The sequence below is a fragment of the Rhodococcus sp. IEGM 1366 genome (assembly GCF_033142425.1).
Lineage (GTDB): Bacteria > Actinomycetota > Actinomycetes > Mycobacteriales > Mycobacteriaceae > Rhodococcus_F > Rhodococcus_F globerula.
Map to the genome: position 1 here is coordinate 72,348 of NZ_JAWLRZ010000008.1, position 25,323 is coordinate 97,670.

Annotated in this window: 23 protein-coding genes and 2 pseudogenes; 13 read left to right on the forward strand and 12 right to left on the reverse strand. The window is 58.5% G+C overall.

Going from position 1 to position 25,323, the window contains the following annotated elements:
• The first annotated feature begins 18 nt into the window (after positions 1-18).
• The 3 genes from R4P64_RS23975 to R4P64_RS23985 are packed head-to-tail and all read left to right on the forward strand — an operon-like array spanning position 19 to position 1,783.
• Positions 19-690 carry a Rid family hydrolase gene (locus R4P64_RS23975; protein ID WP_045064246.1) on the forward strand — a complete coding sequence of 224 codons (672 nt, stop codon included), beginning with the start codon at positions 19-21 and terminating at the stop codon, positions 688-690.
• Positions 690-884, forward strand: coding sequence for a Sec-independent protein translocase subunit TatA (gene tatA / locus R4P64_RS23980; protein ID WP_033235751.1), 195 nt, complete (start codon positions 690-692; stop codon positions 882-884). Before R4P64_RS23975 ends, tatA begins: the two co-directional genes overlap by 1 nt.
• A gap of 20 nt (positions 885-904) precedes the next feature.
• Positions 905-1,783, forward strand: coding sequence for a DMT family transporter (locus R4P64_RS23985; RefSeq protein WP_172936459.1), 879 nt, complete (start codon positions 905-907; stop codon positions 1,781-1,783).
• An 11-nt stretch (positions 1,784-1,794) separates the two neighbouring features.
• Here R4P64_RS23985 and R4P64_RS23990 read toward each other — a convergent pair whose 3' ends face one another.
• The 4 genes from R4P64_RS23990 to R4P64_RS24005 are packed head-to-tail and all read right to left on the reverse strand — an operon-like array spanning position 1,795 to position 4,794.
• Positions 1,795-2,412 carry a class I SAM-dependent methyltransferase gene (locus R4P64_RS23990; RefSeq protein WP_317822954.1) on the reverse strand — a complete coding sequence of 206 codons (618 nt, stop codon included), beginning with the start codon at positions 2,410-2,412 and terminating at the stop codon, positions 1,795-1,797.
• Positions 2,409-3,167, reverse strand: a complete 759-nt coding sequence (locus tag R4P64_RS23995; RefSeq protein WP_317822956.1) for a PIG-L deacetylase family protein — start codon at positions 3,165-3,167, stop codon at positions 2,409-2,411. The genes R4P64_RS23990 and R4P64_RS23995 overlap by 4 nt, the downstream gene beginning before the upstream one ends.
• Positions 3,161-4,099 carry an acyl-CoA dehydrogenase family protein gene (locus tag R4P64_RS24000; RefSeq protein WP_317822957.1) on the reverse strand — a complete coding sequence of 313 codons (939 nt, stop codon included), beginning with the start codon at positions 4,097-4,099 and terminating at the stop codon, positions 3,161-3,163. Before R4P64_RS24000 ends, R4P64_RS23995 begins: the two co-directional genes overlap by 7 nt.
• Complete coding sequence (locus R4P64_RS24005) at positions 4,096-4,794, reverse strand: glycosyltransferase (RefSeq protein ID WP_033235747.1); 699 nt, start codon at positions 4,792-4,794, stop codon at positions 4,096-4,098. Before R4P64_RS24005 ends, R4P64_RS24000 begins: the two co-directional genes overlap by 4 nt.
• 284 nt (positions 4,795-5,078) lie before the next feature.
• On the opposite strand from R4P64_RS24005, the pseudogene R4P64_RS24010 reads away from it, so the two are divergent.
• Positions 5,079-5,727 (forward strand): annotated as a pseudogene (locus R4P64_RS24010) (HemK2/MTQ2 family protein methyltransferase).
• 90 nt (positions 5,728-5,817) lie between these two features.
• Here the strand turns inward: R4P64_RS24010 and R4P64_RS24015 are convergent.
• The 4 genes from R4P64_RS24015 to R4P64_RS24030 form a co-directional block, all read right to left on the reverse strand.
• A complete protein-coding gene (locus R4P64_RS24015) occupies positions 5,818-6,021 on the reverse strand; it encodes a cold-shock protein (RefSeq protein ID WP_003943666.1) in 204 nt (67 codons plus the stop codon).
• A 289-nt stretch (positions 6,022-6,310) separates the two neighbouring features.
• The gene (locus R4P64_RS24020) at positions 6,311-6,787 is read right to left on the reverse strand and encodes an ATP-binding protein (RefSeq protein WP_051730638.1); all 477 of its coding nucleotides are present in this window, start codon (positions 6,785-6,787) and stop codon (positions 6,311-6,313) included.
• A gap of 159 nt (positions 6,788-6,946) precedes the next feature.
• Complete coding sequence (locus tag R4P64_RS24025; RefSeq protein WP_317822961.1) at positions 6,947-7,723, reverse strand: GAF and ANTAR domain-containing protein; 777 nt, start codon at positions 7,721-7,723, stop codon at positions 6,947-6,949.
• A gap of 147 nt (positions 7,724-7,870) precedes the next feature.
• Positions 7,871-8,173, reverse strand: coding sequence for a hypothetical protein (locus R4P64_RS24030; RefSeq protein WP_317822963.1), 303 nt, complete (start codon positions 8,171-8,173; stop codon positions 7,871-7,873).
• Positions 8,174-8,394: 221 nt separating this feature from the next.
• Here R4P64_RS24030 and R4P64_RS24035 point away from each other — a divergent pair, with 221 nt between their 5' ends.
• The 5 genes and pseudogenes from R4P64_RS24035 to R4P64_RS34030 all read left to right on the forward strand — a co-directional run bounded on the left by R4P64_RS24035 (position 8,395) and on the right by R4P64_RS34030 (position 9,547).
• Entirely contained in the window at positions 8,395-8,556 is a 162-nt protein-coding gene (locus R4P64_RS24035; RefSeq protein ID WP_317822966.1) for a hypothetical protein, read from the forward strand.
• A gap of 29 nt (positions 8,557-8,585) precedes the next feature.
• A pseudogene (locus tag R4P64_RS34025) lies at positions 8,586-8,744 on the forward strand (hypothetical protein); the annotation flags it as partial.
• Between the two features lie 27 nt (positions 8,745-8,771).
• Entirely contained in the window at positions 8,772-9,041 is a 270-nt protein-coding gene (locus R4P64_RS24040) for a hypothetical protein (RefSeq protein ID WP_317822968.1), read from the forward strand.
• Positions 9,042-9,099: 58 nt separating this feature from the next.
• The gene (locus R4P64_RS24045) at positions 9,100-9,279 is read left to right on the forward strand and encodes a hypothetical protein (RefSeq protein WP_317822970.1); all 180 of its coding nucleotides are present in this window, start codon (positions 9,100-9,102) and stop codon (positions 9,277-9,279) included.
• The gene (locus R4P64_RS34030) at positions 9,230-9,547 is read left to right on the forward strand and encodes a hypothetical protein (RefSeq protein WP_411742701.1); all 318 of its coding nucleotides are present in this window, start codon (positions 9,230-9,232) and stop codon (positions 9,545-9,547) included. Before R4P64_RS24045 ends, R4P64_RS34030 begins: the two co-directional genes overlap by 50 nt.
• Before the next feature lie 948 nt (positions 9,548-10,495).
• Here the strand turns inward: R4P64_RS34030 and R4P64_RS24050 are convergent.
• Positions 10,496-10,846 carry a helix-turn-helix transcriptional regulator gene (locus tag R4P64_RS24050; RefSeq protein ID WP_317822972.1) on the reverse strand — a complete coding sequence of 117 codons (351 nt, stop codon included), beginning with the start codon at positions 10,844-10,846 and terminating at the stop codon, positions 10,496-10,498.
• A gap of 559 nt (positions 10,847-11,405) precedes the next feature.
• Positions 11,406-12,554, reverse strand: a complete 1,149-nt coding sequence (locus tag R4P64_RS24055) for an acyltransferase family protein (RefSeq protein WP_317822974.1) — start codon at positions 12,552-12,554, stop codon at positions 11,406-11,408.
• Between the two features lie 2,684 nt (positions 12,555-15,238).
• On the opposite strand from R4P64_RS24055, the gene R4P64_RS24060 reads away from it, so the two are divergent.
• The 4 genes from R4P64_RS24060 to R4P64_RS24075 all read left to right on the forward strand — a co-directional run bounded on the left by R4P64_RS24060 (position 15,239) and on the right by R4P64_RS24075 (position 21,339).
• Positions 15,239-17,203, forward strand: a complete 1,965-nt coding sequence (locus R4P64_RS24060) for a hypothetical protein (RefSeq protein ID WP_317822976.1) — start codon at positions 15,239-15,241, stop codon at positions 17,201-17,203.
• Positions 17,200-18,936, forward strand: coding sequence for a phospholipid carrier-dependent glycosyltransferase (locus R4P64_RS24065; protein ID WP_317822978.1), 1,737 nt, complete (start codon positions 17,200-17,202; stop codon positions 18,934-18,936). The genes R4P64_RS24060 and R4P64_RS24065 overlap by 4 nt, the downstream gene beginning before the upstream one ends.
• An 83-nt stretch (positions 18,937-19,019) precedes the next feature.
• Complete coding sequence (locus R4P64_RS24070; RefSeq protein ID WP_287163708.1) at positions 19,020-20,153, forward strand: cellulase family glycosylhydrolase; 1,134 nt, start codon at positions 19,020-19,022, stop codon at positions 20,151-20,153.
• Positions 20,154-20,421: 268 nt separating this feature from the next.
• Positions 20,422-21,339: a UTP--glucose-1-phosphate uridylyltransferase gene (locus tag R4P64_RS24075; RefSeq protein WP_317823241.1), complete on the forward strand. Its 918-nt coding sequence runs from the start codon at positions 20,422-20,424 to the stop codon at positions 21,337-21,339.
• 65 nt (positions 21,340-21,404) lie between these two features.
• On the opposite strand, the gene R4P64_RS24080 is transcribed toward R4P64_RS24075, so the two are convergent.
• Together R4P64_RS24080 and R4P64_RS24085 are read right to left on the reverse strand one after the other, a co-directional pair.
• Positions 21,405-22,859, reverse strand: coding sequence for a glycosyltransferase (locus tag R4P64_RS24080; RefSeq protein ID WP_317822981.1), 1,455 nt, complete (start codon positions 22,857-22,859; stop codon positions 21,405-21,407).
• Complete coding sequence (locus R4P64_RS24085) at positions 22,853-24,334, reverse strand: hypothetical protein (protein WP_317822982.1); 1,482 nt, start codon at positions 24,332-24,334, stop codon at positions 22,853-22,855. The genes R4P64_RS24080 and R4P64_RS24085 overlap by 7 nt, the downstream gene beginning before the upstream one ends.
• Between the last annotated feature and the right edge of the window lie 989 nt (positions 24,335-25,323).

Consider the following 25,323-nt stretch of genomic DNA (forward strand, 5'->3'; position numbering starts at 1 on the left):
CACTTCCGAGGAGTCACCATGAAATCTCGTACCACCAAAGTTGTTGCCGCAGCGTTTGCCGCGTCCGTGCTGCTCGGCACCGCGACCGCGTGCTCGTCCGAAACGGCCGAGGCGGAAACCGCCACCAGTTCCTTCATCTCGAGGTCGGTTCTCGAAGCCGGACAGGCCAATCCGATGATCGCGCAGGGTGTCGCCATCGGCGCTGATACAGCGGTTTACAAGACCAGTGGCATCGGACCGTCGGCCGGAAACAAAGCCGCACCCGAAGGATCTCCCGAGTCGTACATCGACTCACAGTTCTCCGGCGGCGTGCTGCCTGCCGGGGTGACAGTCACCGAAGCGCAGGGCATCAATGTGCTCAAGAAGATTCGTGACAATCTCGAAGCTCAGGGACTGACACTCGAGGACGTAGTCACGATGCGCGTCTTCCTCGACAACGCTCCCGGCTCGGACAAGGCCGATTACACCGGCTGGAACCGCGCTTACCGTCAGTTCTTTGCCAACACGAACCTCGACTCCGGTGAGACGGAGTTGGTTCCGATGGGAACTGCGGCACCCATCGCTCCGATCGAACGAAACAGCGCTCGCCCCACTCGCTTCGCGCTCGAAGTTGCCGGACTGCCGGTTGCCGGCTGGCTGGTCGAGGTAGAGGTCGACGCGGTGTACCCCGAGGGTAAGGAACCCGCCTGATGGGCGCGCTCAGCCCGACCCACTGGGCCATCGTCGCGGTAGTGCTGCTGGTGTTGTTCGGCTCCAAGAAGCTACCGGACGCGGCCCGCGGGCTGGGGCGGTCGATGCGGATTCTCAAGTCCGAGGTCGGTGAACTACAGGCCGATACCGATCTTGCACTCGATTCCGAGTTGGCGCCGAGCAAGAAGTACTGATCCTGTGCGAGGCTGACGAGGTGTCCCACACTTTCCTCGCAGTGTTGTTTGCCATCGGTGCAGCGGTCTGCATCGCGATCGGCACAGTAGTTCGCCAGCGCACCGCAGCAGTGGTCCCGGATGATTCCATCGGTGCACTCGGTCCGATCACGACGCTCGTGCACAGCCCGATCTGGTGGCTGGGCACGATCGTCGGGATGGTGGGTTACGCACTTCAAGCTGCCGCGCTCGGCTTGGGATCGCTGCTGCTGGTGCAGCCGCTTCTGGTGTTGTCCCTGCTGTTCGCGCTCCCACTCGGCGCAAGATTCAGTGGGCGCACGATCAGCGCGCGGGAGTGGTTGTGGGCGGCGGCGCTCACCACGTCGGTGGCGGTGCTGATCATCGTCGGTGATCCGCGGCCGGGGCAACCGCGAGCGGAAACGCACCATTGGGTCATGATCACGCTGATCGGGCTGCCGTTCGTCGCGCTGTGTCTTTTCGGAGCACATCGGCGCACGGGATCGGCGAGGGCATTGCTCCTCGGAATTGCAGGCGGCTCACTGTTCGGAGTTGCTGCAGTGCTCACCAAAGGTGTTGTGCACCTTGTGACGCTCGGACCTTCAGCCGTTCTTACGTCCTTCGAGTTCTATGCACTTGTCGCGGTTGCAGCGGTCGCGACTTCGGTGCAGCAGTCAGCTTTTCAAGCGGGGGATCTACAAGCGTCGCTGCCGGCGACAACAATCATGGAGCCGGTGATCGCGTCGCTGCTCGGGTTTGTGGTTCTCGGCGAATACCTCGACGCGGATCGTAAAGTGGCCGCGGTTCTTGCACTCGCCGTCGTTGCGATGATCGCGGCCACTGTTGCCTTGGCCCGCAATGCGGCCGGCAGCGAGGTTTCGGTGCCGCAGAAGGTCCGCTGAGATTTCCGGCGTCAGACGAGGCCCTCTGCCCTGGCCACAGACTGCGGAGGCCGTGAGTCCTTGACGAGTACGTCGATCACGACGTCTTCGTCCTGATACGTCGCCAGCTGCGCGAGGCCGGGAGTCTGCCGCACCAGCGAGTGAACGCCGTCGCCGGCCTGCGGATACTCGGGCACGATGTGACGCCAATGGGCGCACACCAGCGTGCCACCGGGTTCGAGGTGTTCGACGGTACGACCCATCGCCTCGGTGAGCTTCTCGACGCTGAGGTAGTAGCCGATCTCGCTGAGCACGATGAGGTCGAAGGTGGTGTCCGGCCAAGTGTCGTCGCCCAGGGCCCATTCCCTGAACTCGACGTTGTGCCCCGCGAGTCGTCGACGGGCAGTTTCGAGCGCTGACGGCACGATGTCGGTGGCGATCACCGCGTCGCAACGATCCGCCAACATTTTGGTGAGGACCCCGATGGAACATCCGGGTTCGAAGGCGGAGCGGTATCGGGGCTTGGGCAGCATTGCGGTGGTGAGTGCGTATTTTCTTTTTTCGTACCAGCGTGTTTCGAAGTCCCACGGATCCGACTGGGCTGCGTACATCTTGTCGAAGTAGTCGGGTGGAAGTTGCGGATCACTCATACGAATACGGTCTCATAGGTGCGCAGCAGCCGGGCGAGGGCGTGTGGCGGGAGTATCGGTTGGTCGGCGGGATGAGCGGAGAGCGGCAAAATCTGGGTGGTGAACTGTTGCACCGCAGAGGTTTTTGCTTGACGCACATCGGCAGGCAGGGTGATGGTGTGCAGGCGATCCCACGGAACGCTCGGGTGTTCCGGAGTTGCCCAATGCCACGTCCAGACTGGGTATTCGATCAGGCGAGCACCGGTGTCGGCGCACGCCTGCGCTGCTGCAGTTCCCGTTGCCTCGTGGTCGGGATGGCCGTCGCCGCGCCATGTCGAGGCACACCAGGTTCCGTCTGGTGCTTCGGTGAGAATCTCGTGGAGTCGCTCGGCTAGCTCGTTGCTGTGCGTGCGGATGTCTCCGTCAGGCAACATCAACCGGACCGGGACGGGGGTACCGAGTTCCTCTGCCGCTCGGACAGACTCGACCCGTCGACGCTGTTCGAGCTCGGTTCTCGTGAGGGTGGGAGAACCTGGGTGTGAAGCGCCGCCGTCGGTGACGGAGACGATCTGAACGTCGATGCCCGAACGCGTCGCCATCAGCGCTGTTCCGCCGAGGCCCAGAATCTCGTCATCCGGATGAGGGGCCACGATGACCAGACGCGTACATGACGAGAGATCGAGCTCTGGGAACGGTCGCTGCCACTGCTGCCACACGGATTCCGGTGTGCCGCCGTCGTCGACGGGCTTCTGCGCGAACAGTTTCGAGTTCACCACGTCGATGATCCTTGTGCTGTCAGGCGGCCGAGCTGAGCGAGATCCTTCTCGGCATGACTTTGCCGAAGGTAGACGGTGAGATCGGCAACGCGGGCAGCATGGTCGCCGTCCAGGCACAAGGGTGCGGCTCCCAGAGCTCGCCCGACTCGATCGAGGGTTTCGGTAGCTGCCCGTTCCACGATCGATCGGGCTGCCAGTGCTCGCTGTTGTGCCTTTCCGTTCTTGTCGAGAGGATCGTCGTCGATTTCGGCTGCGGCCGCATCGAGGGTGTAGCGAGCAGCGGTCAACGCGGCATCAACAGCCCCGAAATGGGCCAGGATGTAAGGGTCTTCGGAATGCGCTGCCTTGTTTCTCAACGCGTCGGCGACACCGCAGGCGGCGCCGTACCAACATGCCGCCACACCGATAGCCCCGTGCCAGAAACCCGGCCGGGTCAGATAATCTCCGATGTTGCCGACGGGAATTGCCGGGACGCCGTCGAAGTCCACTGCACTGGAATCACTTTCGGCCATGCCGACCGCTTTCCACGAATCGGGGACCGGATGCACGCCGGGCAAACCGAGTTCGACGGCAAACAGCGAGGGTGTGCCGTCGATCAGTGCGGTGACCAGAGCATGCGTGCAGATATTTGCCCCCGAGCACCACAACTTACGTCCGGTGAGCGTCCAGATGCCCACGTGCTCCGAGGCATTCACCACCGGCTGCGGTGGTTCAGCTGCCCACACGCCCCACAGTTGCCCAGGTTCGGGTTCCGGCCCGTCCAGTTCCGCCAGTATCGCAACCGCGTCGGTGTGCGCCTCCGCCATTCGGCCGAGCACGACATTTTCGCGGGCGAGTTCGGCGAGGGCATTCCATCGCGCTGCCGTTGCGCCGCTGCCCGGCAATGGCAGGTAGAGGTCGGTTTCTTTCAGAAGCGTTTGTAGTCGTGTCATCGCGCCACATCCACTGTCTCGGTGCCGAGTTCTCGTATATGCCCGGCAAAACCGCCTGGCGTCCGTCCATCCGTGCGAGCCGAGGTTGTGACTGCAATGTCCTGCGCCCACGCGATCCTGGCACCGTCCTCGCTGAGACGACGAACCAGATCGACGTCCTCACCTTCCTCGAGATGGGAGAATCCTCCTACGCTCCAATACTTGTCGGCTCGGATACCGAGATTTGCGCCGTGGATGTGCCCGTGGCGACCTATCGGATGCGCGTGATACCGCTGTTCGTACAGCTGCTGGACGGACGACGGCTGATCATCCCAGTCGGCGATGCGCACTGTTCCGGCAACAACGTCCGCGCTCTGCGCGTACTCGAGTTGCCGCGCAAGCCATGTCGGGCCGACAACCGAATCCGCGTCAGTGGTGGCAAACCACGTCGACGCGGACGCAGTGCGACTGTCGGTGCCGAACGTCGAGAATCCGGTGGCACGAGATTTTCCGACATTGTGGTGCTGTGCTCGAATGACGTCGATGCCGCTCGGGATCACTTCACTCGATCGGTCGGAGCAGCTGTCCAGGACCGTGACAATCCGAACGGGAACATCGATCCGACGCGTGGCCTCGAGCAGTGCGTCGATGCAGTGCGGGAGGTCGACCGCTTCGTTGTGGGCGGGGACTACTACAAGAACCTGGTCGATGGTCATAGCGACGATCCTTTCCTCACCCATGCGACACGCCGTGTTTCTTCCGGCGCGGACTTTCAAGGAAACCATATGGCCGCAATTATCCGCGCCCTTCCCGCGATCCGCCCGCGAGGCGAAAGATGGTTGTGTGAAACATGTCTCGATCGAGTTTGGAGCAGTGAGGAAGTGGGTAAACCATCTCGCCTGGCGCGTCCTTCGGTGGTGTGAAAATGTGCCTCGTCGGGTAGCCGACTTCAGCGACGAATTGAAGACTTCACGCTGACCATCCCACTGAGGAGTCGATCATGATCGTGCGGTTACCAGGCGTGTATCCACCGCAGCACGACACATCCCTGCTGAGCGAGGCGCTGCTGTTCGAGCCGTTGACAGCAGGCAGCAGAGTGCTGGATCTGTGCTGCGGAACCGGCGCTCTGTCCGTTGCCGCGAGGCGCGCCGGTGCGGGGCACGTCGTAGCGGTTGATATCTCCCGGCGAGCGCAGGTCAACACATGGCTCAATGCTGTGGTCAATCGAAAACGCGTCGACGCGCGCCGCGGTGACCTGACGGATGCGGTGGGCAGCGAGTTGTTCGATCTGATCGTCTCGAATCCGCCGTATGTCCCTGCACTGGACGACGCGCTGCCGACGGCGGGCATCGCGCGTGCCTGGGACGCGGGAAAAAGACGGACGCAGCGTCCTCGACAGGATCGCGGCGAGTGCGCCCGATCATGTGGCTCCGGGCGGAACGCTGCTGTTGCTCCAGTCCGCGCTCTGTGGAGTCGACAAAACCGCGGCGATACTGGAGGAATTCGGGATGCTTGTCGAAGTGTCGGCGCGTGCGTCGGTTCCGTTCGGCCCGGTGATGACTAGGCGCCGGATGATGCTGGAATCGCGCGGGTTGATTACGGCCGATCAGGATACCGAGCAACTGGTGATCATTCGCGCAACAAAATGAGGACCGGGATTACACATGAGAAAAGGCTGGATGCCTGCAGCTTGTGCGGGCTTCCAGCCTTTTCAGTCTGACGTCAGACGGGGATCGAACTCAGATGGCGCGAACGTTCTGAGCCTGGGGGCCCTTCTGGCCCTGTCCGATCTCGAACTCGACCTTCTGGCCCTCGTCGAGGGACTTGTAGCCGCTGCCCTGGATCTCCGAGTAGTGAACGAACACATCCGGTCCGCCACCTTCCTGCTCGATGAATCCGAAGCCCTTTTCACCGTTGAACCACTTGACACTGCCCTGAGCCATAACCAAATTCTCCTGGATCCATCGAGCCGAGCCCTCCCATCGAGAGTTCGGTCTCACCCTTGATCCTGCCATGCTCTTCTTTTTCTGTCTTCGATAACTTCCACAAAACCTTGACGAGTATCGACAATCAGGACATCGACTCACGAGTGCGATTCACCTAATAGTGGCTCTGACCTGCTGTGGAGTTGTGTCTGAGGGGCTTGCGCGTCATAGGCGATGTTGCGAACTTTTTTACGCTCGGCGTGTTATCGAAGGCGGGATGCCGGGTGGAGAATCCGTCCGATACGTGTTACTCGGGGCGCTGAAGAAGGTTCTTTTGCAGGGTTACCGTCACGGTGGCGGCGTTAGTTGCATCACGCCGGGGAGCGTCGTCGGTCCCTATATAGGCAATTGCGCCTTGGCGCACAACGTCGAGTTCGGCGTGGTCGGTGAGCGACTCGAGTACAAACCAGCTGAACGAGCTTTTGCCGGCGGGCTGTTCTGCGGTCGAGATTGCCGACACTGCGATACGGAGTGCGTTCTCCGGGGCTGTGAAAGTGCAGGTGATGTCGGTACCTGGTGCGGCCAGCGCGATCAGCATGCTGGCTGCTTCGTCGATGGCCAATTCGAGGTCGGCTACGCCGTCGACGTCGAAACCGTGGTTGTAGGCGATGTTGCAGGTCATTCCACGTAGGGTGCTGAGTTGGTCGGCTGCGGCGCGCACTCGAATACAGGCGAGTGTGGGGATTGTCGATCCCGCGTGCAGATCAGTCGGCAAGGTTGTCACTGGCTATGCTCCTGGGTCGTGTCGTAGGGTCTGAAATCGGGTAAGCGAGGTTATAGTTACTTCGCTCCACAGACAGAGGCATACCCAGGTGTAATTCGTTATAAACCAATGGTTCGGCAAAGTGACGCAAGTCGTACCCTTGGTTTGTTTTGTCCAAATTCACCCTGTGGCTTTGGCACGCTCGACAATCTCCTCGGCAATGACATGCAGCTTCTGCTGCTTTCGTTGCGACTCCTTGACGAGGACGTCGAACGCCCTTTCGGAACCGAACCCGTGTATTGCCATCAGGATTCCTTTGGCCTGTTCGATGGTTGCCCGGGACTTCATCGCAGTGTTGAGACCCGCGATTTCGTGTTTCGCGAACTCGATTTCCTTCGACACGCGCAGTAACCCCTCGATCGAGGTTGTGTAGACACGCAGGATCAACGCGTCCACTTCGCTGAATCCGTGGGCGCCACGGCTGTAGATGTTGAGTGCTCCAGCGTGCCGGTCGTAGATCCAGATGGGGGCGGACAGGAAACTCTGTACTCCCGCTCCGCGCAGATTTGCTGTGAAGGTCGGCCATCGCACTTCGGAATCCGCGACAGTAGCGCGCACGACTGATCGCGTCCGCGCGGCCTCGAGACACGGGCCTTCCCCGGATACGTACTGTTCGAAGTCGACATCCAGGACGGCTTTGTCGGTGCTCGCTGCGGTCCGGGGGACCCCGGATTCGGAGAGAAGAGTCACCCCGGCCATGTCGGCTCCGGAAATTGTCTCCACAGTGCGTACGCATACGCGTTCCAAGAGAGCATCGGTTGCGCTGCCTGGACCTACGCGTGCGGCGACATCGGACAATGCGGTGACGAGCGCGTCGAGTTTCTCGATGAGCTCGCCGGGATCGATGTCCTCGCCCAGTGCTCTGTCGAGGACGTTGTCTTCAGAGCGCTCCTTCATGCCTACCCCGCTCAACTGGTTACTCAGGCCGGCCCGTCATCAATGGACGCGTGTATCTGACGGACTACATCAGTATATTGTCCGAATTTGTGGCGGATCGGGTTTCCAATTCACGAAATGCAACCGAAGCGTCACAATCGTTTTGGTTCATAACGACGCCACCGCACGTTCGACGTCGACTCGCGCCCCGATTGCGTCGCGCAGAGCACCAGTCGCGCTGCCGCGCTTGTCATCGTGAGCGGCGAGGGCGTGTCTTGGACAGTCGGCTAGCACTGTCAACTGATCACGGTCACGAACCGAGCTTTCGAAGCTCTTCTGGAGTAGAGACTGAGCGGACCGACAGGTGATTGTTCGGCAAAAAAGTGGTACCGCGAGAAAATCGGTGAGCTGCGCTGCCCGAGCGCTGTACCCGAGCACCAGCCAACGCTCTTCGACGTCTGCGACTGACATGCGGACGTAGTTTCCCGATCTCGAGGCGCTGAGGCATGGTCCGTAGCCGAAGCCGTACCGAGTGCGCCCGAACGAATCGGAATAATCGGGAGAAGGCCTAGCGCCGCGAAATATCCATCGATATCGGGTCCCGTTCTCGCGGCGACGGACTAGATTCGCCGGAATCCGCCGGTAATAATTCCGCGTTCACTCGGGGAGCGCGAGCCGCGGTCGAACTCCCCGTGACAGCGGATTTATGTGCGAAGTGCATTTCGGTTACCGAGGTCGACGGCGCTGCGGTGACGGTGCTGAGCAGCTCGTCCTCCCGGGAGCTGATCTACGCGACGGATGCCCTCGCGCAACACCTCGACGAACTCCAATTCGCCAGTGGCGACGGTCCGTAGGTCGACGCTTTTCTTCCGGGAGTCCGGTTCTGTGTAAAAACACAGGGGATCCGGCGGACACTGATTCCTGGCTCCGATTTGCCAGCGACGCAGAACGTCCCGGCGTCGGTGGCGTTTACGCCTTTCCGTTGCGTGGCGGGCGAAGAGTCTTTGGCGTACTTCGGCTTTACCGACGCAGGCCAAGCTCGCTCACGCGGTTTCAGCTCGACGCGGCCGTGGCATTGTCCGACACCATCGCGTCGTCGTTGCTCGATGAGTTGTCCCTCGAGGAAATCTCACACACCGGAGGAGTGGCCAGTGCATTTCTCCACCCCGAGGTCAATCAAGCGGTGGGCATGATTGCCGTGCAGCTGAACGTCTCTGTGGCCGTTGCCTTGTCGCGACTGAGGGTCACGGCGTATTCGTCGGACAAACTGATTTGGTGGTGGCAGGTGACGTGGTGCATCGCCGACTCCGACTCTCGGACGGTGGGCGAAAGCGATTGAGTAATTCGCTTGGAGTGCCGAAAGGATGTTAAGGAAAGTCGAGCGAGGAAGGGCGCAGATGAACACTCCGCTGCCGCAGGTGATGTCGCGGAGAATCACGCATTTGCTGACCACCGATTTCGACTCGCGCACCCTGCTCGAGTCCATCACTGGAACGAACCAGACGATCGTTCACCGCCGCGTGGTGTGTGCCCGCTCTGCGGGCCACGGATTCAACCGGCGTCGAGATCGTGTGTGAAGCCGTCGAGGAGGGATTTGAGCCGCACCGTGCTCTGGTGCACCGTAATCTCGTCGTGCTGAGGGTAGCGACGGGGTCGGTGGCGATGATCGACGACTTCGAGACAGCCAGCCCTAGATGGCATGCGTGTGCGCAAGCCGCGGCGCGCTCCGGACTCGGCGCCTGCCGCGTATTTCCGCTGAGGCTCGCGGAGCGGCCTCTTGGTGCACTTGCGGTGTTCACGACCGATCCGTGGAATTCTCGCTCCCGGGATAACGCGTTTGGCTAGTCGCTGGCTGATCTGGCTGCAATTCCACTGTCGATGTCCGGCGTCGACGGTCGGTTCGAAGCGACAACTCTTGATGCACAACATGTTATCGCCTCCCGCACCACAATCGAACAGGCCGCTGGAATGATTGCCGAACTCGATCAGATCGACATCGACTCTGTCATGAAGGTTTTGGCTGCCTGGCCACAGGCGGGGGGTGACAGTTGCGCGGTACACCGATCACGTAGTCGAGGATCCGGACTTTCGTTGATCGCAGAATTTGGTGATCGATTTCATTGCAGCATCTCGACAACGGCACATGCCGGAACTTGTTGTCGCACTGGAAAGAATCGATGTGTTTGTTCGCATTCGTGAAATTGGTTTGACGGTTACACTGCTGGCCGCACTGGACCTATCCGGTGTGACTGACCATGTTGCATCACTTGTGGCAAATCCTTGCCCAGCGGAATCAAAGCAGTGGCGCTTCGTTAGATGTGTAGCTCGCGTAACACCACGATCGGTTGGCCCTCGAGGTGATCGAGCGGGAAACCGTGTTGTTGGACCGGGGGCGTCGTAGACAGGTTCGAGGCAGAGTTGTCGACCGCGTTCGACCTTGCCCGTTCACTCGAGTGTGGTTAGCGACGGAGGAGGACTCTTTCCAATACTGGTGGATGTTCTCGATCCAGTGCCGTGCGACCGAGGAAGCGAATACACCTACCCGGCTCCCGTCCCAAAGTTCGTTCTTCGGCGATGGGAGCTGGACGGGATCGCGAAGTAGCGCTCGGTGGAGATGGTCCGGGAGTGGTGCTGTGTGCATCGGGGCTGGTGAAGATCGGGGTGTGTGATCACCAGGTGGAAATCTCAGGTGTTAAGGCTGTGTGGCCGCGGGCGGGGATACGGTCACTATGACGGTGACAGGTGGTGGGCCGGCGCAAGTGTTTGCAGGGTCGACACTCGGATAGAGGTATCTCACCAGCTATTACTTGCAGTGTCGGCGGTGCGGCTCAGGATCTTTATTGTGGAGTCTTCGCGTCGGGAAAGCTCCGCCAACAGTTCCTGCGTGCTTAGCGCCGACGTCGGTAGTCCGTCGGGTGAGGCCTCTTCGACGGTCAGGTACTCCGCAGCGATCAGGATCTCCCGGATGGGGGCATCGAAGACACGACTAGCCAAGCGCATCGTCTCCTGTGTGGGCGGACGCTTCGATCCAAGCCACCGTTTCAACTCGGACGGTCGGATCTGTAGCGCACGCGCAGCATCGGAGATATCTTGGTCGGGGCGAAGTTCTAGTTGACGCTCGACCCATCGAGAGAAACCGCTCATATCGGACATATTGCCTGAGTGTGGTTCCACGCGCCAGAGAGCAGTGCGAATTCTTGGTGTGACCTAGTCGGCTGCGCGACAGCTCGGCAACATTTTCCGTGCCATACCTGCATTCGGCTAGTTACAAAATGCGATAGAAAACGTGGGTCGGAGATACTCGCTCCGGGTGCCTCTGCCTGGTACCAATGGCACAGCATAGGGACGGTGGCGGCTGGATGACAGCGGTAGAGCCGTCACCCAGCCGCGAACTAGCCCAATTTTGGCTAAGAGTCCGATCGAGTAATTCCTCGCGAAAGGCCTGAATGCCAGAGCCCAACTTCGAAGATTATGGGTTCCCGAGTAACGGTGCGAAGTTGTCACGTGATGCGCGGGCATTCTGAGCAATTCTGGGTGGAAACGTCGGACGATAGGACTGTCGGCTTACCGCTTCTGGTGATGGACTTTCGCCCGTTGCATTACTCCGACAACTGACGCCGGCAAGTCACACCCCGCAGCATGTCTGCACTAGCGGACATCAGATCTTGGTGTCCGGGGACGATTGTCGAGTGGCGGGACAGACCTACCCGCGGCCGTGACGGCCATGGGTAGTCGATTTAACCAGCAACGGTGGGGCTTGTAGCAGCCATCGTGCAGGTGAAGCGAGGATGCCTTGGCCGAGCAGACGCGCTGAGACGATGATGCCCGCGGCAAGTACAGGCGGCAGCAGCGTGGCCCAAAGTAGAGCATTGGCCCTGAGTACTTCATCCAACCCTGAGATCTTGACCGCTGCACTGAGCACCGAGATGGCAAAGATGTGAAAGATGTATACCGGTAGCGTCTGACGGCCGATCCACTGCAGTGATCGACCGAGACTTGACGCGACATTTGCAGTGCCGAATACCTGGAGTGCCGCCCACAGTGCGATAGGTGCGATGAGCACCTTCACTTCCTCTTCGACCCCGAGTAACAGTGCCCCAACGGTACAAACCGTATACATCAACACCCCCGCCCTCGCCTTGGCCGTCGATGCGCTACCCATACGCGACAGGCAGACATCCCGGAGGTAAGCGCCGCAGAAGTACCACACCAGATTCGATGCCACCGAGCCCAACTTGAGTGCGTCGAGCGGCTCTTCGAGGAGCGGTCGTGTGGCGTCTTCGATCCAAGGGGACAATGCTGACAGAATTGCAAGTGGAATCGCAAAATAGATCCCTCGGGCACCGAATACTCGCCGTACTGCCCATGTGAAGAGAAAAAACGCAGGCAACGCCCAGAGATACCAAAACGAGGCCGGCAGAAGTGCGCTGATCACGAGATCCCGGACCGTCGGTGGATGATCGCTCTGAAACGGGAGGAATAGCCTGCATAGGAAGAGGGTCGTCCACAATACGTAAAGGTAGTAAATGCCGAGGGTCTTCGTGCGAGTCTGCCCGAGTGTCCGCTGGAGTGCGGACGTGACTAGAAGCCCTGAGATGAAGAAGAAAAGTGGCATTCGCACCGGGGCGAAAAACTCGCCTAGCGAGTACCAAATCGACAGCTGGCCTGTTGTATTGATCTCGTTCTGATACCAGAGAGAGACGTGCCAAAGCACGACAAGCGCCATGCATAAACCTTTGGCCGCGTCGATCCAGCCGAGTCGGTTGCGCGGGGGCTGACCAGGTGGCAGTTGTCGTGCAGTTGTCGTCACGACGAGATCATTGCACAGGTTAAGGAGATCCCTTGTAGGCATTCAAATCGGGCATGTGGGCTTTGGTGTGCGATCAGTGTTGCTCACTTTCCTGTTGATTGACAACTGGGCAGTGGGTGACTTTGAGAGCGGTGTTTCGGTTCCTGTTGTCCGCCTCGATCAGGCTATTCAGGAGATCGCCAAATGGTGAGACCTTTGGTATCGGGAGTCCAGATATCGGTCGCGATGATACCTAACGCATTGCACACCGTGGCCATCCGGCAACCAGATTTCGCATGGTTGATCCGCGCATTGAGGTCCAACTTCGCGACAAACTGCTCAGCTAATTTGAGCAATTCAGGGCGGGTTAGATAGGGACGAAAGGCCTTCGTCTTACAGTCCAAGCCATTGGCGCATGAGACGATCCGCCAATGTCGAAACACCAAAGGCCCAAAGTTGAGCGAGGGGTAAGACGTGCAGATCCTGCGGGCCTCCTGAAGGACTGGCTAGTCATAAGGCTGTGCGCTTCAACTGTGTTTGCTGTCAATCGTCGCCTGATCTATGACAAGAGCCGCTAAACTTGAGCAATTCCGGACGGGCCTTGTCGTCCTCCAAATTCAGCCTTTCGCCGTGGGGTAAGTGACGGAAGCCCCTTTAGGGTATTTGGGAAAGTCATGCGGCAAACCGACATGCATGTCAAGATCCGCGCTATGACCGCCGAGGCAGACACCGCCCTCCCCGCTACTAGAACCAGTGCCAACGGCGAGGAACAGTGCCCACTATGCGGTCACCGTAGAGAAGGAGTTGCGCCATCTCATCTGCTGAACGCATTTCGAAAGAGGATCGGTCTTGAGACCCTTCAACCTTCTTGCAACAGCGGAACCGCCTACGGCATGGGAGACCACAACCCGTGCGGATGCCGGCAAGATTGCCATGCCGAGCTGATCACCACGGAGTTCCGCACCCTCGATGACAGCTAGTCCCGAGAGACGATGAGGCCGTTAGATTAGCCCTGTCATCGTCTACATCGGTGCCGGTCCAACCCTTCTGGCGTGCTCATTCGTCGGGTGCGTCAGGCCGCGCTTCTGGGTACCCGCCCGCCAGTGCTGGGCACGCCCCATCTCGTTCCAGAACAGGTGCCGGGTGCGTGGTATACGACGCCACGCTTGGCCAGTGCTGCTGAGAATTTGCACTCACGTTGTAATCGAAATCTGATCACACACCGCAGGTGTACCCAGTCGGACTAATCCCCGGAGAATGGCATTCTCGAAGGTCCCTTTCTTACGGTGGGAGGACTTGCACGACTGTTTGCTGCCTGATGGCGGGAGCCTCTGACGGGCGGACGGAGCAACGCCTGATCCACTAGCCTGCCGATGCTGGCGAATTGGTTTGATGCCAATATCGGCATGACCGACGTATTTGCGAGGATCGCTAGGTCAGGCCGTTCGTGTGCAACCTCGGCGCTTGCGTCGGCCCACGAGCCGCGCAGGCTCGTTCCTGGAGTTGGTTGATCGATCTGAGGGGAAATTTTGCCTAAGTGCATCGGGACCAAATACCGTTGCTTTTGCCCAGCCCATGCCACAATTGCGAGCATGTGGTGGATTACCGAAATTGTTGTCGGATGGATCACAGCCGGCGCGTTCCTAGCAGTTTGGCTAGGCCGTGCCATCAACCACGCCGAACTGGAGGACCACGCCGCGCCTAGCGGCGAGCGAGTCTAATCAGCGCAGTTAGGCGAAATAGCTGCACAGACGATGTGCCGCGCGTACTGGTCGAGCGTGCCGAAGGGTGAGTTCGTCCCGCCGCGTGGTTAGGCAAGTGGCCGAAGGTGGATTGCGTCACTGGAATCGCGAATTTGATTACTACTATTGCTGTCGGTGCAGCATGAAATCTCGTGAATCCACGCCGCCTGCAAGGTAACTGAGGTTGGATGTAAACGCAATGCGGCGGATTCGAGCGCTTCAATAGCAACGCAGCGGTTATCGGTTACCTGGAAACTGATTGAGTCACAGGCTTTTCGTGCGTCCGTCGCGAGTCGCAACTTGGACACTTGTACGAATTTCGTCTTCGAGATCATCGAATGCGCGAACTTGGCAAGGCATAGGGCGGAATTGGTAACTGACTCCGCAGCGGGTGAAGTCTTGAGGGTAAGAGTGCATTTCGTCTCCGGGATATGACTACTTCGTCAACCGTGGATCGTGAATCAGACGAATATTGCAGTACGCGATTACTTTTCGTGGTTCCCGTGTTCGTGTCGGTGGGTTCGCGCGACTAAGCCAAGCATTTGTGAGACTGGTCTGAATGCGCCCTTCGCCCGAATCCGAACTGACGTCCATACGAGGTATCGGCAGAACTGCTTGATGGTAACCCCGACCGAAAACTCGCAGTAGCTAAGATGTGCTCGGGCCCAGGTGTCAGTGGTGTTTGGTACCAGCGGGACCGGGCCGAGGAGTTGCGGCAAGATAGCAATAGCGCAATTCTTGTGCGGCACCAGTGAACTCACTGTGAATATACATATGTCCAGATTGGTGTGACGTTCAGCGCATCCTCTCGGGGCCTAACTCCTATCTATGGTCCGGACGCGAAATCTCATTGCTCGCGATAATTAGCCACCGTACTAATTGGCGGTTATGGTCTGTTTGTTGAAATCAACCCGATCACGTGATCGTTGGGGTGGAACGGCTGTAACTCCTCTGCCTTGAGCATCGTTCATGTTTCGTGAGTTCGATCCCGAGGAGAGATTGTTGATGGTCCCCAGTTTGGTCGCGCTGCGTCGCAAAGTGATGACGACGCTGGCGGTTGTGTTCTGCATGGTCTTCGCGTTCAACACAATTGCCGGGGCGCAAGTGGTCGATCAGGCTACCGAGACTAATGCGGCAGGCAATGTCGGCGCGATCTCTCTCAAGGAACTCGGCCGGGGAACTGATGTGGTGTTGTCGGCAAATGATGAGCCGCTGACTGTTTCACTACCGGTACCTGACGGACTCACTGCAACTGCTCTCATCGGGACAGTCACGGCACCTATCGATTTCAGTCGAGGGTGGATCGAAGTGAGTGCTGACGGACGCCCGGTCTCGCGGGTAGAGTTTGATGCTGGACAAGTTGGTCAGGGACTACCGATTTCAATACCGCTTGCCGGTCTGACTGTTGTCGACCGGAGTATCGCGGTTTCGATGATCGGGCACCTCGTCCCCGTTGATGATCGTTGCTACGACAGAAGCAACTACCAACCGCTCGCGCTGCGAAACACTTCGATCGTGTACGACGGCACCGAGGCGCAGCCATCGACGGTTTCGAATTTCTTCCCTCCAATTTTGCGTAAGGCAACGATCTACCTTGCGGACAGTACGTCGCCCTCGCAGCAGAGTGCTGCGCTGCTGCTCAGCACATCGATAGTGAATCGATATGGCAGTCAACCTGACGCTGTGGTTCTCGCCGAGTTGCCGGCCGGGCAGTTGCTCCCAGACTCCGTTCCAGGTCTGTTCGAGCGGAACATTCTGGTTGGTGCCGAGGGGGAAGGCGGAATCGATCTCGTCGCCGGACCCAGTGGATATCCCGTCTTGCGTTTGGTCGGTGACGACAGATCGCTTGTCCCGCAGGTTAATCTGCTCGCGGCAAACTTCAATGGTTTCTGGGCCGCAAGCCAAGCGCTGACGGCATCGGCGAAGGTAGTCGCGGAAATCTCTCGCGACGTTGTTCCTGTCGGCGACTTACGGCTCGGATCGTTGACGTCGTCAGGACTCGAGCACGTCCAGGTCGAGGTGCCGTTTACTCAGTCCCAATTGGGCCGAGCACTGAAGAATGTGACCGTGCGCATGATCGGTACCTATGTTCCGATGCCGAGTACACGAAGCGCTCAGTTGTCTTTCAGCGTGGGGGATCAGCGTCTCGACAGCCGAGCAGTAGACAACAGTGGTCGCTTCGACATCGAATTCACGATCCCCGACGAGTTAGTGACGCGGGAGATGAAGGTGACGGCAGAGCTGGATGTGTCCGGCGATTTTCAATGTGGGAGCAGCAACGGATCGACGCTGACGATTGATCCGGAAAGCACGATCAGCTCAAACGTCGCTGAACCGGCAAATCCCGGGGGCTTCCAGTCATTGCCGCAGTCGATGCTGCCGATCGTAGAAGTGGGGACCACGCGCGGAGATTTTGCCGATACTGTTCGGGCTCAACGTGTTCTGGTTCAGATGCAGCGGCTGAGCTACTTGCCGTTGCAGCCGCGAGTTCAGTCGTTTGTCGATGCGGCTTCCAGTCCGTTGCCGGCGGTGCTGGTCGCTGCAGACGGAAAGCTCCCGGATGGCGTGGATCTCGACCTGCCGATGGAAACCGCCGATCAAGGCTTGCTGCGGTTGCGCGGTCTTCAGTTCAATGCGCCATACGGCAGCATGCAGGTTGCGGTGGTTCCCAACCACGAAATCGTTGTTGTTACCTCTAACGGTGACGCAGTAGATGTCGACAACATGCTGAACTGGCTGGAAGGTGATCCGGCACGGTTTGGAAGGCTCGCTGGTGATGTCCTTGTTGCTCCTCGCGATGTCGATCCTTTCGACATCAGCGTCAATCTTGCACCGGTAAGTGGGGCAAAAACCAGCGACGACGATAGCGGCATCAGCTCCACCACAATCGGTTTGATCGCAGCAGGCACCGCAGCACTGATAGTCATTTCTGTGGGTGGCGTGCTGTTCTTCAGGCGCCGTTCACAATGATTGTCGCCGCACCGGCGGAGTCACGAACGTTGGACTCTGCCGGCCCCATTGAGGAAGAACGTCAACGACTGCCCTGGGGGGTCTATACCGCGGTGGCCGTGGTGTACATCGCCCTTGGGGTGTGGCTGAACGCGGAGATCAAATTCATCTTCACTGATGCAATGAGCAGGGTTGCTGCAGTATCTGCAATGTTGTGGAGTCGCGATCCACACTTTGCAGCAATCGGATTCGTCTTCACACCATTAACCGCAGTTGCACAGATTCCGATGGGTCTGTTGGGGAACTGGTTTCCGGAGTTGTTGCGCTGGAACATCACTGCATCTGTGACGTCGGCGCTTTTCATGGCCGGAGCGGTCATGCAGATTCGAGGTATCGCACGTGATCGTGGGTGCGCTCGATGGGTGACGATCATGATCACTGTGTTGTTTGCTCTCAATCCCATGATTCTCATGTACGCGGCCAACGGCATGAGTGAGGCGCTGTATCTCTTCTTCGTCATCTGGGCTGTTCGCCGCCTCATCAGATGGATGCGCAACGACGATGCACATGAGCTGATCGCAGCCGGTTTGGCGCTCGCACTGGCCTATCTGACCCGGTACGACGCCCTTGCACCCATGTTCGTTGCGGTGGTGCTCGTGTTCGTGGTCAGTTGGATTAGATTTCCGAAGGCTGACACTGACGACAAGTTTCATCGGTCGTGGGCGGCGGCGATTGACGCGACCGTTGTGTTGCTTCCGGGGCTTATCGCATTTCTTGCCTGGTCTGCCTCCAGCTGGTTGATCACAGGGCAAGCGTTTCAACAGTTTTCGTCGGTGTACGGCAACAGCGCGATTATCGAGCAAGCCGGTGGAGCTGCCGATGCACCAATGAGCCGGATGATGTTCTCGCTGACGGAGATAGCGGTACTCGGGCCGGCGTTCCCGGTACTGGCCACTGCGGCGATTGTCTTGGCTTGGCGGCGGCGGGATCCCGAAGTAATCGTTCCGATCGTGCTGTTCGGCTCAGTGCTCGGTGCACAGACCTTGCTCTACATGATGGGTTCGACGTTTCCGTTTCTGCGCTTCTATCTTGCTGTCGTCCCGCTGTGTTTTGTGTTGGCAGTGTTGATCTCACCACGCGAGCGGCCAGTTGTGTCGCGTAGGCCTGGGCGTGCCGCCAGTCCCGAGTTGGTCCGGGATCAGCCGAAATACTCCGGTCCGTCGATCATGCTCGTTGTTTCGCTGGTGCTACTGCTCGGGTCAACTGCGGTCACCTTTGTCGCAATGGGAAGTCCGCGACTGGCGTCCTTGGAACACTCGCTTGCGAGTGTGGTCATTCCAGGCCGCCAGGATGCCGCCGAACAGGCGATTCTGCGGACCTTCGGAGCAGAACGCAGGATAGCCGACTATCTCGATGACCTCGATCTGCCTGATGGATCGGTGCTGACCGATACGGTCTTGGCCTTCGGTGTCATCACTGCGTCTGACAATCCGAAACAGTTTGTGATTACCTCCGACACCGATTTTGTAAAGATATTGAACAACCCGTCGGAGTCCGGAGTTGAGTACATCTTGACCGTTCCCAACGAGGAGCGCGGAGTGGCTGACGCCATTAATCGACGGTATCCGACTATGTACGAAACAGGCTCCGGTGGAATTGGTGCGTTGGTCATCGAAGTCGAGAACGACGGGGGCACGGTACCGCCAAACTGGCGGCTGTATCGGCTGACGGGCAATAAGCAAGAGGGAGGCTAAAACTCCGGATTTATGCGACACTTTAGACGCGGGGGGATGCTGCGTTCGAGCGATGGGTAAACATGTCTCCGAGAGTGAAAAAAATGAAACCTCCAACGTCTGTCTGGCGTCGAGTGGCCGCAGTTCTTGTCAGTGCCGCTACTGTTCTCACCGTGAGTGGCGTGGCTACACGTACGGTGGATGCGGCCCCGCAACCGGGAGCCCGCGTCACCGCCACCGTAGATGGATTGAAGCTCGACGGACAGGATTGGTTTCCAACAGGTTTCAATGCCTATCAGCTCGCCACCGATTGGGGGGTGAACTGGGGTTGCGGTGCGATGGTCGATCTCGACGACTATTTTGGATCGTTGCCGGCAAAGTCTCTGACGCGTTTCAATCTGTTTCAGGCCTTGGCGATCAACAAATTCACGGGTGAGCTGGATTTTGGACCTATGGACGCGGTGTTTGCTGCAGCCGAGGACCACAACCAGATGATTCTGCCCGTCCTCTCGCCGCAGGACGGAGCCTGCGAGAACGAAACTTTCAAGGAACGTAGCTGGTACGTCGATGGTTGGAAAGACTTCGACGCCAATGCCGCGAAGTCGCTGATCAGCTTTCAAGACTGGATGCATATAGCAGTTGCCAGGTGGAAAGACTCTCCGTCGCTGGCGGCTTGGGAATTGGTGGGAGAACCTGAACCGAGCCTATGCACCGACACGGCGTGCAATTGGTGGACCAGGACGTGCCCGTCCGACACAGCGCAGATTCTGCGCTCGTTCTACGACGCAGCCGGTGCAGAAGTGCGGGCGCTCGATCCCAAGACCTTGATCACGGCTGGGTTACTCGGCGGCGGCCAATGTGGCACCGGCGGTGACGATTACCAGTACGTCAGCGAGTCGCCCTACGTCGACGTTGTTCAGTACCACGATTACGGCGCTGATGGTGTTGCTCTTCCCGGTGACCAGTGGAATGGACTGGCGCGTCGCATTACCCAGGCCACTGCGGCCGGAAAACCGCTGTTGGTGGCCGAAATCGGTGAATTGGCCGGTAGCTGTGAGCCTCTCGCAACTCGGGCGACACACATCGGCGACAAGATTGCGGGTCAGAAGACAGCCGGCACCGCCGGGGCGTTGCTGTGGGCCTTTGTGCCGGATCCTCGTCCGACGGAATGCACCATGGATATCGGTTACGACGACCCGCTATATGGAGTTGTCGCGGCTGAAGCCGAATGGGGCTGAGAAGCTCCGAATTCTAATAGTGCCCCTGGGACTAAGGTCCCAGGGGCACTAGTTCTTTCGGCGGCTTTTTGGGGAATTGTGTAGCTTCCTTCCTGGCCCGGAGCCGGTGTAATGTATTGCAAAACTGACGTATGTTTCGCAGTAGTTTGCAACGTGCAGCTCAGAATCCGATAGGCACTCATCGAAGAGATCCGCGCGGCATCAGTGGTGTGTAGATGAAACATCAGTGGCGTGTAGATGAATGAGTCTGCATCAGGAAAGGTAAATGATGACTACAGTGCGATCATCCTCGATCAAGACTGCGGTGGTGCCGGCAGCTGGGCTTGGCACTCGTTTCTTGCCGGCCACCAAAACGGTTCCCAAAGAGCTTCTGCCGGTGGTAGATACACCGGGGATTGAATTGGTCGCCAGTGAGGCTGCTGCTGCGGGAGTGGAACGTTTGGTTATCGTCACGGCGCCCGGAAAAGCGGGTGTCATGGCGCATTTCCTGGAAGATGTTGTGCTCGAAAACAGATTGCAGGATGCGGGAAAACATCATCTCCTGGAGCGGGTCCGAAAGGCGCCGGGGTTGATCTCGGTGGAACCTGTTGTTCAGGAGTCTCCTCTCGGTTTGGGGCACGCCGTCGGCCTGGCGGAATCGGTTCTCGGCGCCGACGAGGACGCTATCGCGGTTCTGCTTCCGGACGATCTAGTGCATCCCGGTGGGGTTCTCGAGGCCATGTCGAGGGTCAGGGATGAGCGCGGAGGATCTGTTCTCTGCGCATTCGACGTGCCGAGACATGAAGTCAGTGCATACGGAATTTTTGACGTGGAGCCAGACTCCGACAACCCTGACGTTCTCAGGGTCGTTGGCATGGTGGAGAAGCCGGATACGCACAGTGCGCCCTCAACTTTAGCTGCTGTTGGCCGGTATCTGTTGGATCGCAAGATCTTTGACGCCCTGCGCTCCATCAAACCGGGTAAGGGCGGGGAGTTGCAGTTGACCGACGCGATTGCCTTGCTGATCAGTGAGGGCCATCCCGTCCACGTTGTGGTGCACCGGGGATCGCGTCATGATCTCGGAAACCCGGGTGGATTCCTACGAGCCTCGCTTGACCATGCACTGGGACGCGAAGAATACGGACCGGAATTGCGAATCTGGCTGGAAGAGCGTCTCCGGCAACCAGACCCGCAACTCACCTACTGAGAAAAATAACTCCACCCGGGACATCGTCCCGGGTGGAGTTATTTGTGGGTGTGCGGTCTACATGATCAGTTGCTCAGACCGTGAAACGTTTTCTCCCAGTACGACGGGTTCATAATCAACTGGTATGTGCCTTTGATCGCGGCAATGCTCATCAGCACCCAATACAGTGGCGCAGTCAGGCACGCAATCAGCAGAGCGGCATTGCGAGTCTCGCGACACGCAACAAGATTCATGTACATCACGGCGGCGTTTCCGAACACGAGCGACGCGAGGGCCGGGAAGTACACGTAGCTGGGGAAAATCTGCTGGATTATCGCGGGTTGACCGAGTATCCAGCCCAAGCTCAGAAGCCAGAAGATCGTGTTCAGTGCGGCAACCACGGGTGTTCCCGCCATCAGGATGGTGAATCGCAAGAACCCGACGGTCCCAATCCCACGCCACAGCTTCACCGGCTGGCGCATGTGAACCAGCCAAGTCTGCAAGTAGCCCTTGTACCAGCGGGATCGCTGACGGATCCAGTTGATGGTGTCGCTGTTCGCCTCTTCGAGTGTTGTCGAGTTGAGGACGGCAGTGCGGTAGCCGCTTTCAGCGATCCGTACGCCGAGGTCAGCGTCCTCCGTGACGTTGAACGGATCCCAGGCACCGATATCATCAAGTACGCTGCGTCGCAGGTGATTTGAGGTTCCACCCAGAGGAATGGGGGAGTTGCTCCGCATGAGGCCGGGCAAGATGAAGTTGAACCACAGGGCGTAGTCAGCGGTGAACCATGCCGTCAGCAGATTTTGTGTGCCGTTGTGAAAGGCAAGTTTTGCCTGGACACATGCGGTTATCTCCGGCAACTGAGCGAAAGTTGCTACTACTCGGCGCAATTGAAGTGGATCAGGCGAGTCCTCGGCGTCGTAAATCGTGATGATCTCACCCGTAGAAAAGTGAAGTCCGTAATTGCAGGCCTTCGGCTTGGTGCGTGGATCCGCCGCTGGGACTTTCAAGATGCTGACTACTTTGTCGACGCCGGCCAATTCAGCGGCTTCGATGGTGACCATGTCGTCTTCCTCGAGAAGGAGGAGAACTTGGAGTTTTTCCTTCGGATAGTCGATGGCCCGCATAGCTGCGATCAGATCACCGACTACCTCTGGTTCGTTGTAGGCGGGCACCAGGATCGTATACAGCGGCAGTTCGTCATCGGTAAGGGCAAGTGCGACGTCGTCACTGATGGTCATGATGGCCGATGCATCCAGGCCTCGCATGAAGAGAATGAGCCGATCAATCATCGTCCAGACATATCCGAGGGTGCACAGCAGAGTGAGCGTGATCAGAGTGGGAGTGAGGAAGAAGATCAGGCACAAGACTGTCGCCGCGAGGAGCGCGAACAGGACATTGCGCTGCCAGGGGTAAAACGCCACCGAGGCAGAGGAAATCGGTTTGCGCTCACGCAGACCATTCACTGCGTCATGGAGGGCAGCAGCTTTGAATGCGTCGGAGGCTTTGTCTCCGTGCACCAGGAGATCGGTGTTCACCATTTTTGAGCCTCCACGATGTGTCGTCCCAATGCCTCGAGCATCCCGAGGTCTTTGTACTGTGATTCGTTGTCCTCGGTTGAGCTTTTCCCTCGCAAGAGCAGAGCGAGACTATTGCCGCCGTTCGAGGCCATCGACGGACTCGGCTCCGGGAAATAGGCGTCCGGCTCGTGGTTGTCGACGGTGATGAGACTGACGCGTTGTGCGGCACCGTCGCCACGGGTCCAGATGAAGTTGAGATTGCTCCAGGTGAGAAGGAGAGCATCGTCGACGATCGTGTACATCTCGGCCACGACACCGCGCGTCAGTTCGACTTTCACAGTGGGGCTGACACGCGCGTTCTGCAACTCGTACGTGGCACTGCTCGGGTAAACAGAGAGGGTAGCTGCACGACGGACCTGCAGAACATCCATTTGTACAGTGCGCTGGCGCATGAGAGCGTCCCACGCGGGATTTGGCGTATCGGCGCGAATTGTCTGTCGCGTTAGCGTCGATGTAGACCCGAAGTACCTCTGCGGCCAATCGAACTCTTCAGTGGAGATTTGTCTCCACCCCGCCGGCACCACCAACCGAGGATCCGCAGTAGCCGGCGGGCCTTGGGAAATCGGAATGTCGTCGGCATTGGGGAGCGGCGTGAGGGCGATCAGTATTGCAACGCCGAACACGAAGAGGATGGTCCAGTCGCTGGTTTTGGTTGACGGCTTTCGGAGCGGACGATCAAAAGGTCTTAGCGACGTACCGCGGCGTTGATACAGATAGAAGAGAGCGCCGACCAGCAGCGCAGTTCCGACTGCGGGAAATAGTTGAACCAGAAATAACGGCACCGTCGGAAACTGGTTCGACAGGTAGTACACCAACGCAGTGCCGAGGGCGATGGAGATCAAGAAGGCAACCAAACCTCGTCGCCAGTTTCGACTGACGGCAATGGTGGTGGCCGTGGATGCGACAACAACCATGATGACGCTGTAGTCGAACCGAGTGCCACCCAATTCGATTGCCAACGTTCGGTAGAAAAGCGGGCTCAAAACCATGGGGGTCAGCCAGATCAACCAGTACCGATTGACGGGGCGAAGTCCGAACATGAGAACTGCTGCGCCCCAGACAAAGACCCAAGCCGCCAGCGCATCGATGTGCATCAGCTCGTAGTTGTCCCCGAATCGCGGCATCAGCAGCGCCTGCATACCAAGCGCGACGAGTAAGCCGATGCCGCCAACGATCTTGTCCGTTTCCCGGTCATGGATCGGGAGTTCGGGACCCCGCCTGAGGTCTGTGCCGACAGCCGCAACAACACACAGCAGTGGCAGTACAAATACGAACCCAATCGCGGTGCCGTCGACTGTGCTGCGCCACAGGTTGTTCCACGTTGGCCAGAACGCAAATATTGTGGCTGCTGCGATCATCAACCAACGGACCGTGAGCCGCGGAACAATTCCCGACTCAGCGCGGATAGTGCTGATCTTCAAGGTGCGTAGTCCCATTCGAGCGTGACTGGTCAACGAACCGGATTGCGGACCTCGTTGGGGAGTCTTCGGGTGTTTGTCCGAATTTTGACCTTACGCGATTTTGTGCCATGCACGAATCGGACGGCATGGGCGTTTCACTGGTCGACGATTATCCCATCAAGTTCGTGGCCTCCACGCTCGAGAGCGGGATGTGTATCTCGGACGTATATCTCACCCTTATCAATTGCATGCACCATTAGGGACGTAAGTCCCTAATGGTGGTTACTTTCGGTCGGCTTTGTTGACGGGATGAGATGGAGTCTCGAATTGATATTGCTAGGCGATTTGCGAGCGGACGGATCTTGAAGTACCCCACACCTCACGTACCAGATAAAAGCTGATTCGTCCGATAATTCCGATTGGTGAGACGTGGGCGTGACGGCCGGTAACGGGCCGACGCACCGACTTGAATTCGTTGTCATTTCACATCGTGAGATTTGGCACACGTGTGAGCAAAATAATATAGACCGCAAGTGGACAAGCGTCCAGCAGGGATCCTCGGTGTTGCCCGGTTTGGACTTCGCGGTACCGGTTCATTCGCTTCTGGATAGCCGTAGTTATCGCCCGCGAATGGTCAAAAACTGAAACGGGACAAAGGTCGCAAACTTCTCGGGTGATTTGGTCTGTATCCCGTTCGTGCAGTCGCGATTACAGTTTGTTCGACGGATAAGGCTTTGATCTGCATATATCTCCGCTGTTTGTGTGGCTGGCAACTGGTCGGCGCACTGTTGCCGCACTGGCGAAGAGGGTGGAATTTGGTATTTGCTTGCAAGTTGCTGTCCGCAGGGGAAATACCCCTGTGCGGCAAATGATCGACTCGGCAGACAGAAAACGTTGCTTGGCAATCTGCCGTTTTGGGTGAAGTGGGTGATTGAGGTGGGTCACCGCTGTCGACCTGCGCCGTTGGTAAATTTGATCCAGCTGCAGGGTGGTGGTGAAATAGATCCCGCATGGTACGTAACGGA

What these genes read in the sequence shown, in the direction of transcription:
- R4P64_RS24025 (WP_317822961.1), bottom strand. Translation starts at nt 7,723, where the DNA reads ATGAAGGAGCGCTCTGAAGACAACGTCCTCGACAGAGCACTGGGCGAG.
- R4P64_RS24065 (WP_317822978.1), top strand. Translation starts at nt 17,200, where the DNA reads ATGATTGTCGCCGCACCGGCGGAGTCACGAACGTTGGACTCTGCCGGC.
- R4P64_RS24085 (WP_317822982.1), bottom strand. Translation starts at nt 24,334, where the DNA reads ATGGGACTACGCACCTTGAAGATCAGCACTATCCGCGCTGAGTCGGGA.
- tatA (WP_033235751.1), top strand. Translation starts at nt 690, where the DNA reads ATGGGCGCGCTCAGCCCGACCCACTGGGCCATCGTCGCGGTAGTGCTG.
- R4P64_RS24075 (WP_317823241.1), top strand. Translation starts at nt 20,422, where the DNA reads ATGACTACAGTGCGATCATCCTCGATCAAGACTGCGGTGGTGCCGGCA.
- R4P64_RS24055 (WP_317822974.1), bottom strand. Translation starts at nt 12,554, where the DNA reads ATGCCTACAAGGGATCTCCTTAACCTGTGCAATGATCTCGTCGTGACG.
- R4P64_RS24015 (WP_003943666.1), bottom strand. Translation starts at nt 6,021, where the DNA reads ATGGCTCAGGGCAGTGTCAAGTGGTTCAACGGTGAAAAGGGCTTCGGA.
- R4P64_RS24080 (WP_317822981.1), bottom strand. Translation starts at nt 22,859, where the DNA reads ATGGTGAACACCGATCTCCTGGTGCACGGAGACAAAGCCTCCGACGCA.
- R4P64_RS24045 (WP_317822970.1), top strand. Translation starts at nt 9,100, where the DNA reads ATGAACACTCCGCTGCCGCAGGTGATGTCGCGGAGAATCACGCATTTG.
- R4P64_RS24050 (WP_317822972.1), bottom strand. Translation starts at nt 10,846, where the DNA reads ATGAGCGGTTTCTCTCGATGGGTCGAGCGTCAACTAGAACTTCGCCCC.
- R4P64_RS24060 (WP_317822976.1), top strand. Translation starts at nt 15,239, where the DNA reads ATGGTCCCCAGTTTGGTCGCGCTGCGTCGCAAAGTGATGACGACGCTG.
- R4P64_RS23975 (WP_045064246.1), top strand. Translation starts at nt 19, where the DNA reads ATGAAATCTCGTACCACCAAAGTTGTTGCCGCAGCGTTTGCCGCGTCC.
- R4P64_RS24030 (WP_317822963.1), bottom strand. Translation starts at nt 8,173, where the DNA reads ATGTCAGTCGCAGACGTCGAAGAGCGTTGGCTGGTGCTCGGGTACAGC.
- R4P64_RS23990 (WP_317822954.1), bottom strand. Translation starts at nt 2,412, where the DNA reads ATGAGTGATCCGCAACTTCCACCCGACTACTTCGACAAGATGTACGCA.
- R4P64_RS24005 (WP_033235747.1), bottom strand. Translation starts at nt 4,794, where the DNA reads ATGACCATCGACCAGGTTCTTGTAGTAGTCCCCGCCCACAACGAAGCG.
- R4P64_RS24070 (WP_287163708.1), top strand. Translation starts at nt 19,020, where the DNA reads ATGAAACCTCCAACGTCTGTCTGGCGTCGAGTGGCCGCAGTTCTTGTC.
- R4P64_RS24000 (WP_317822957.1), bottom strand. Translation starts at nt 4,099, where the DNA reads ATGACACGACTACAAACGCTTCTGAAAGAAACCGACCTCTACCTGCCA.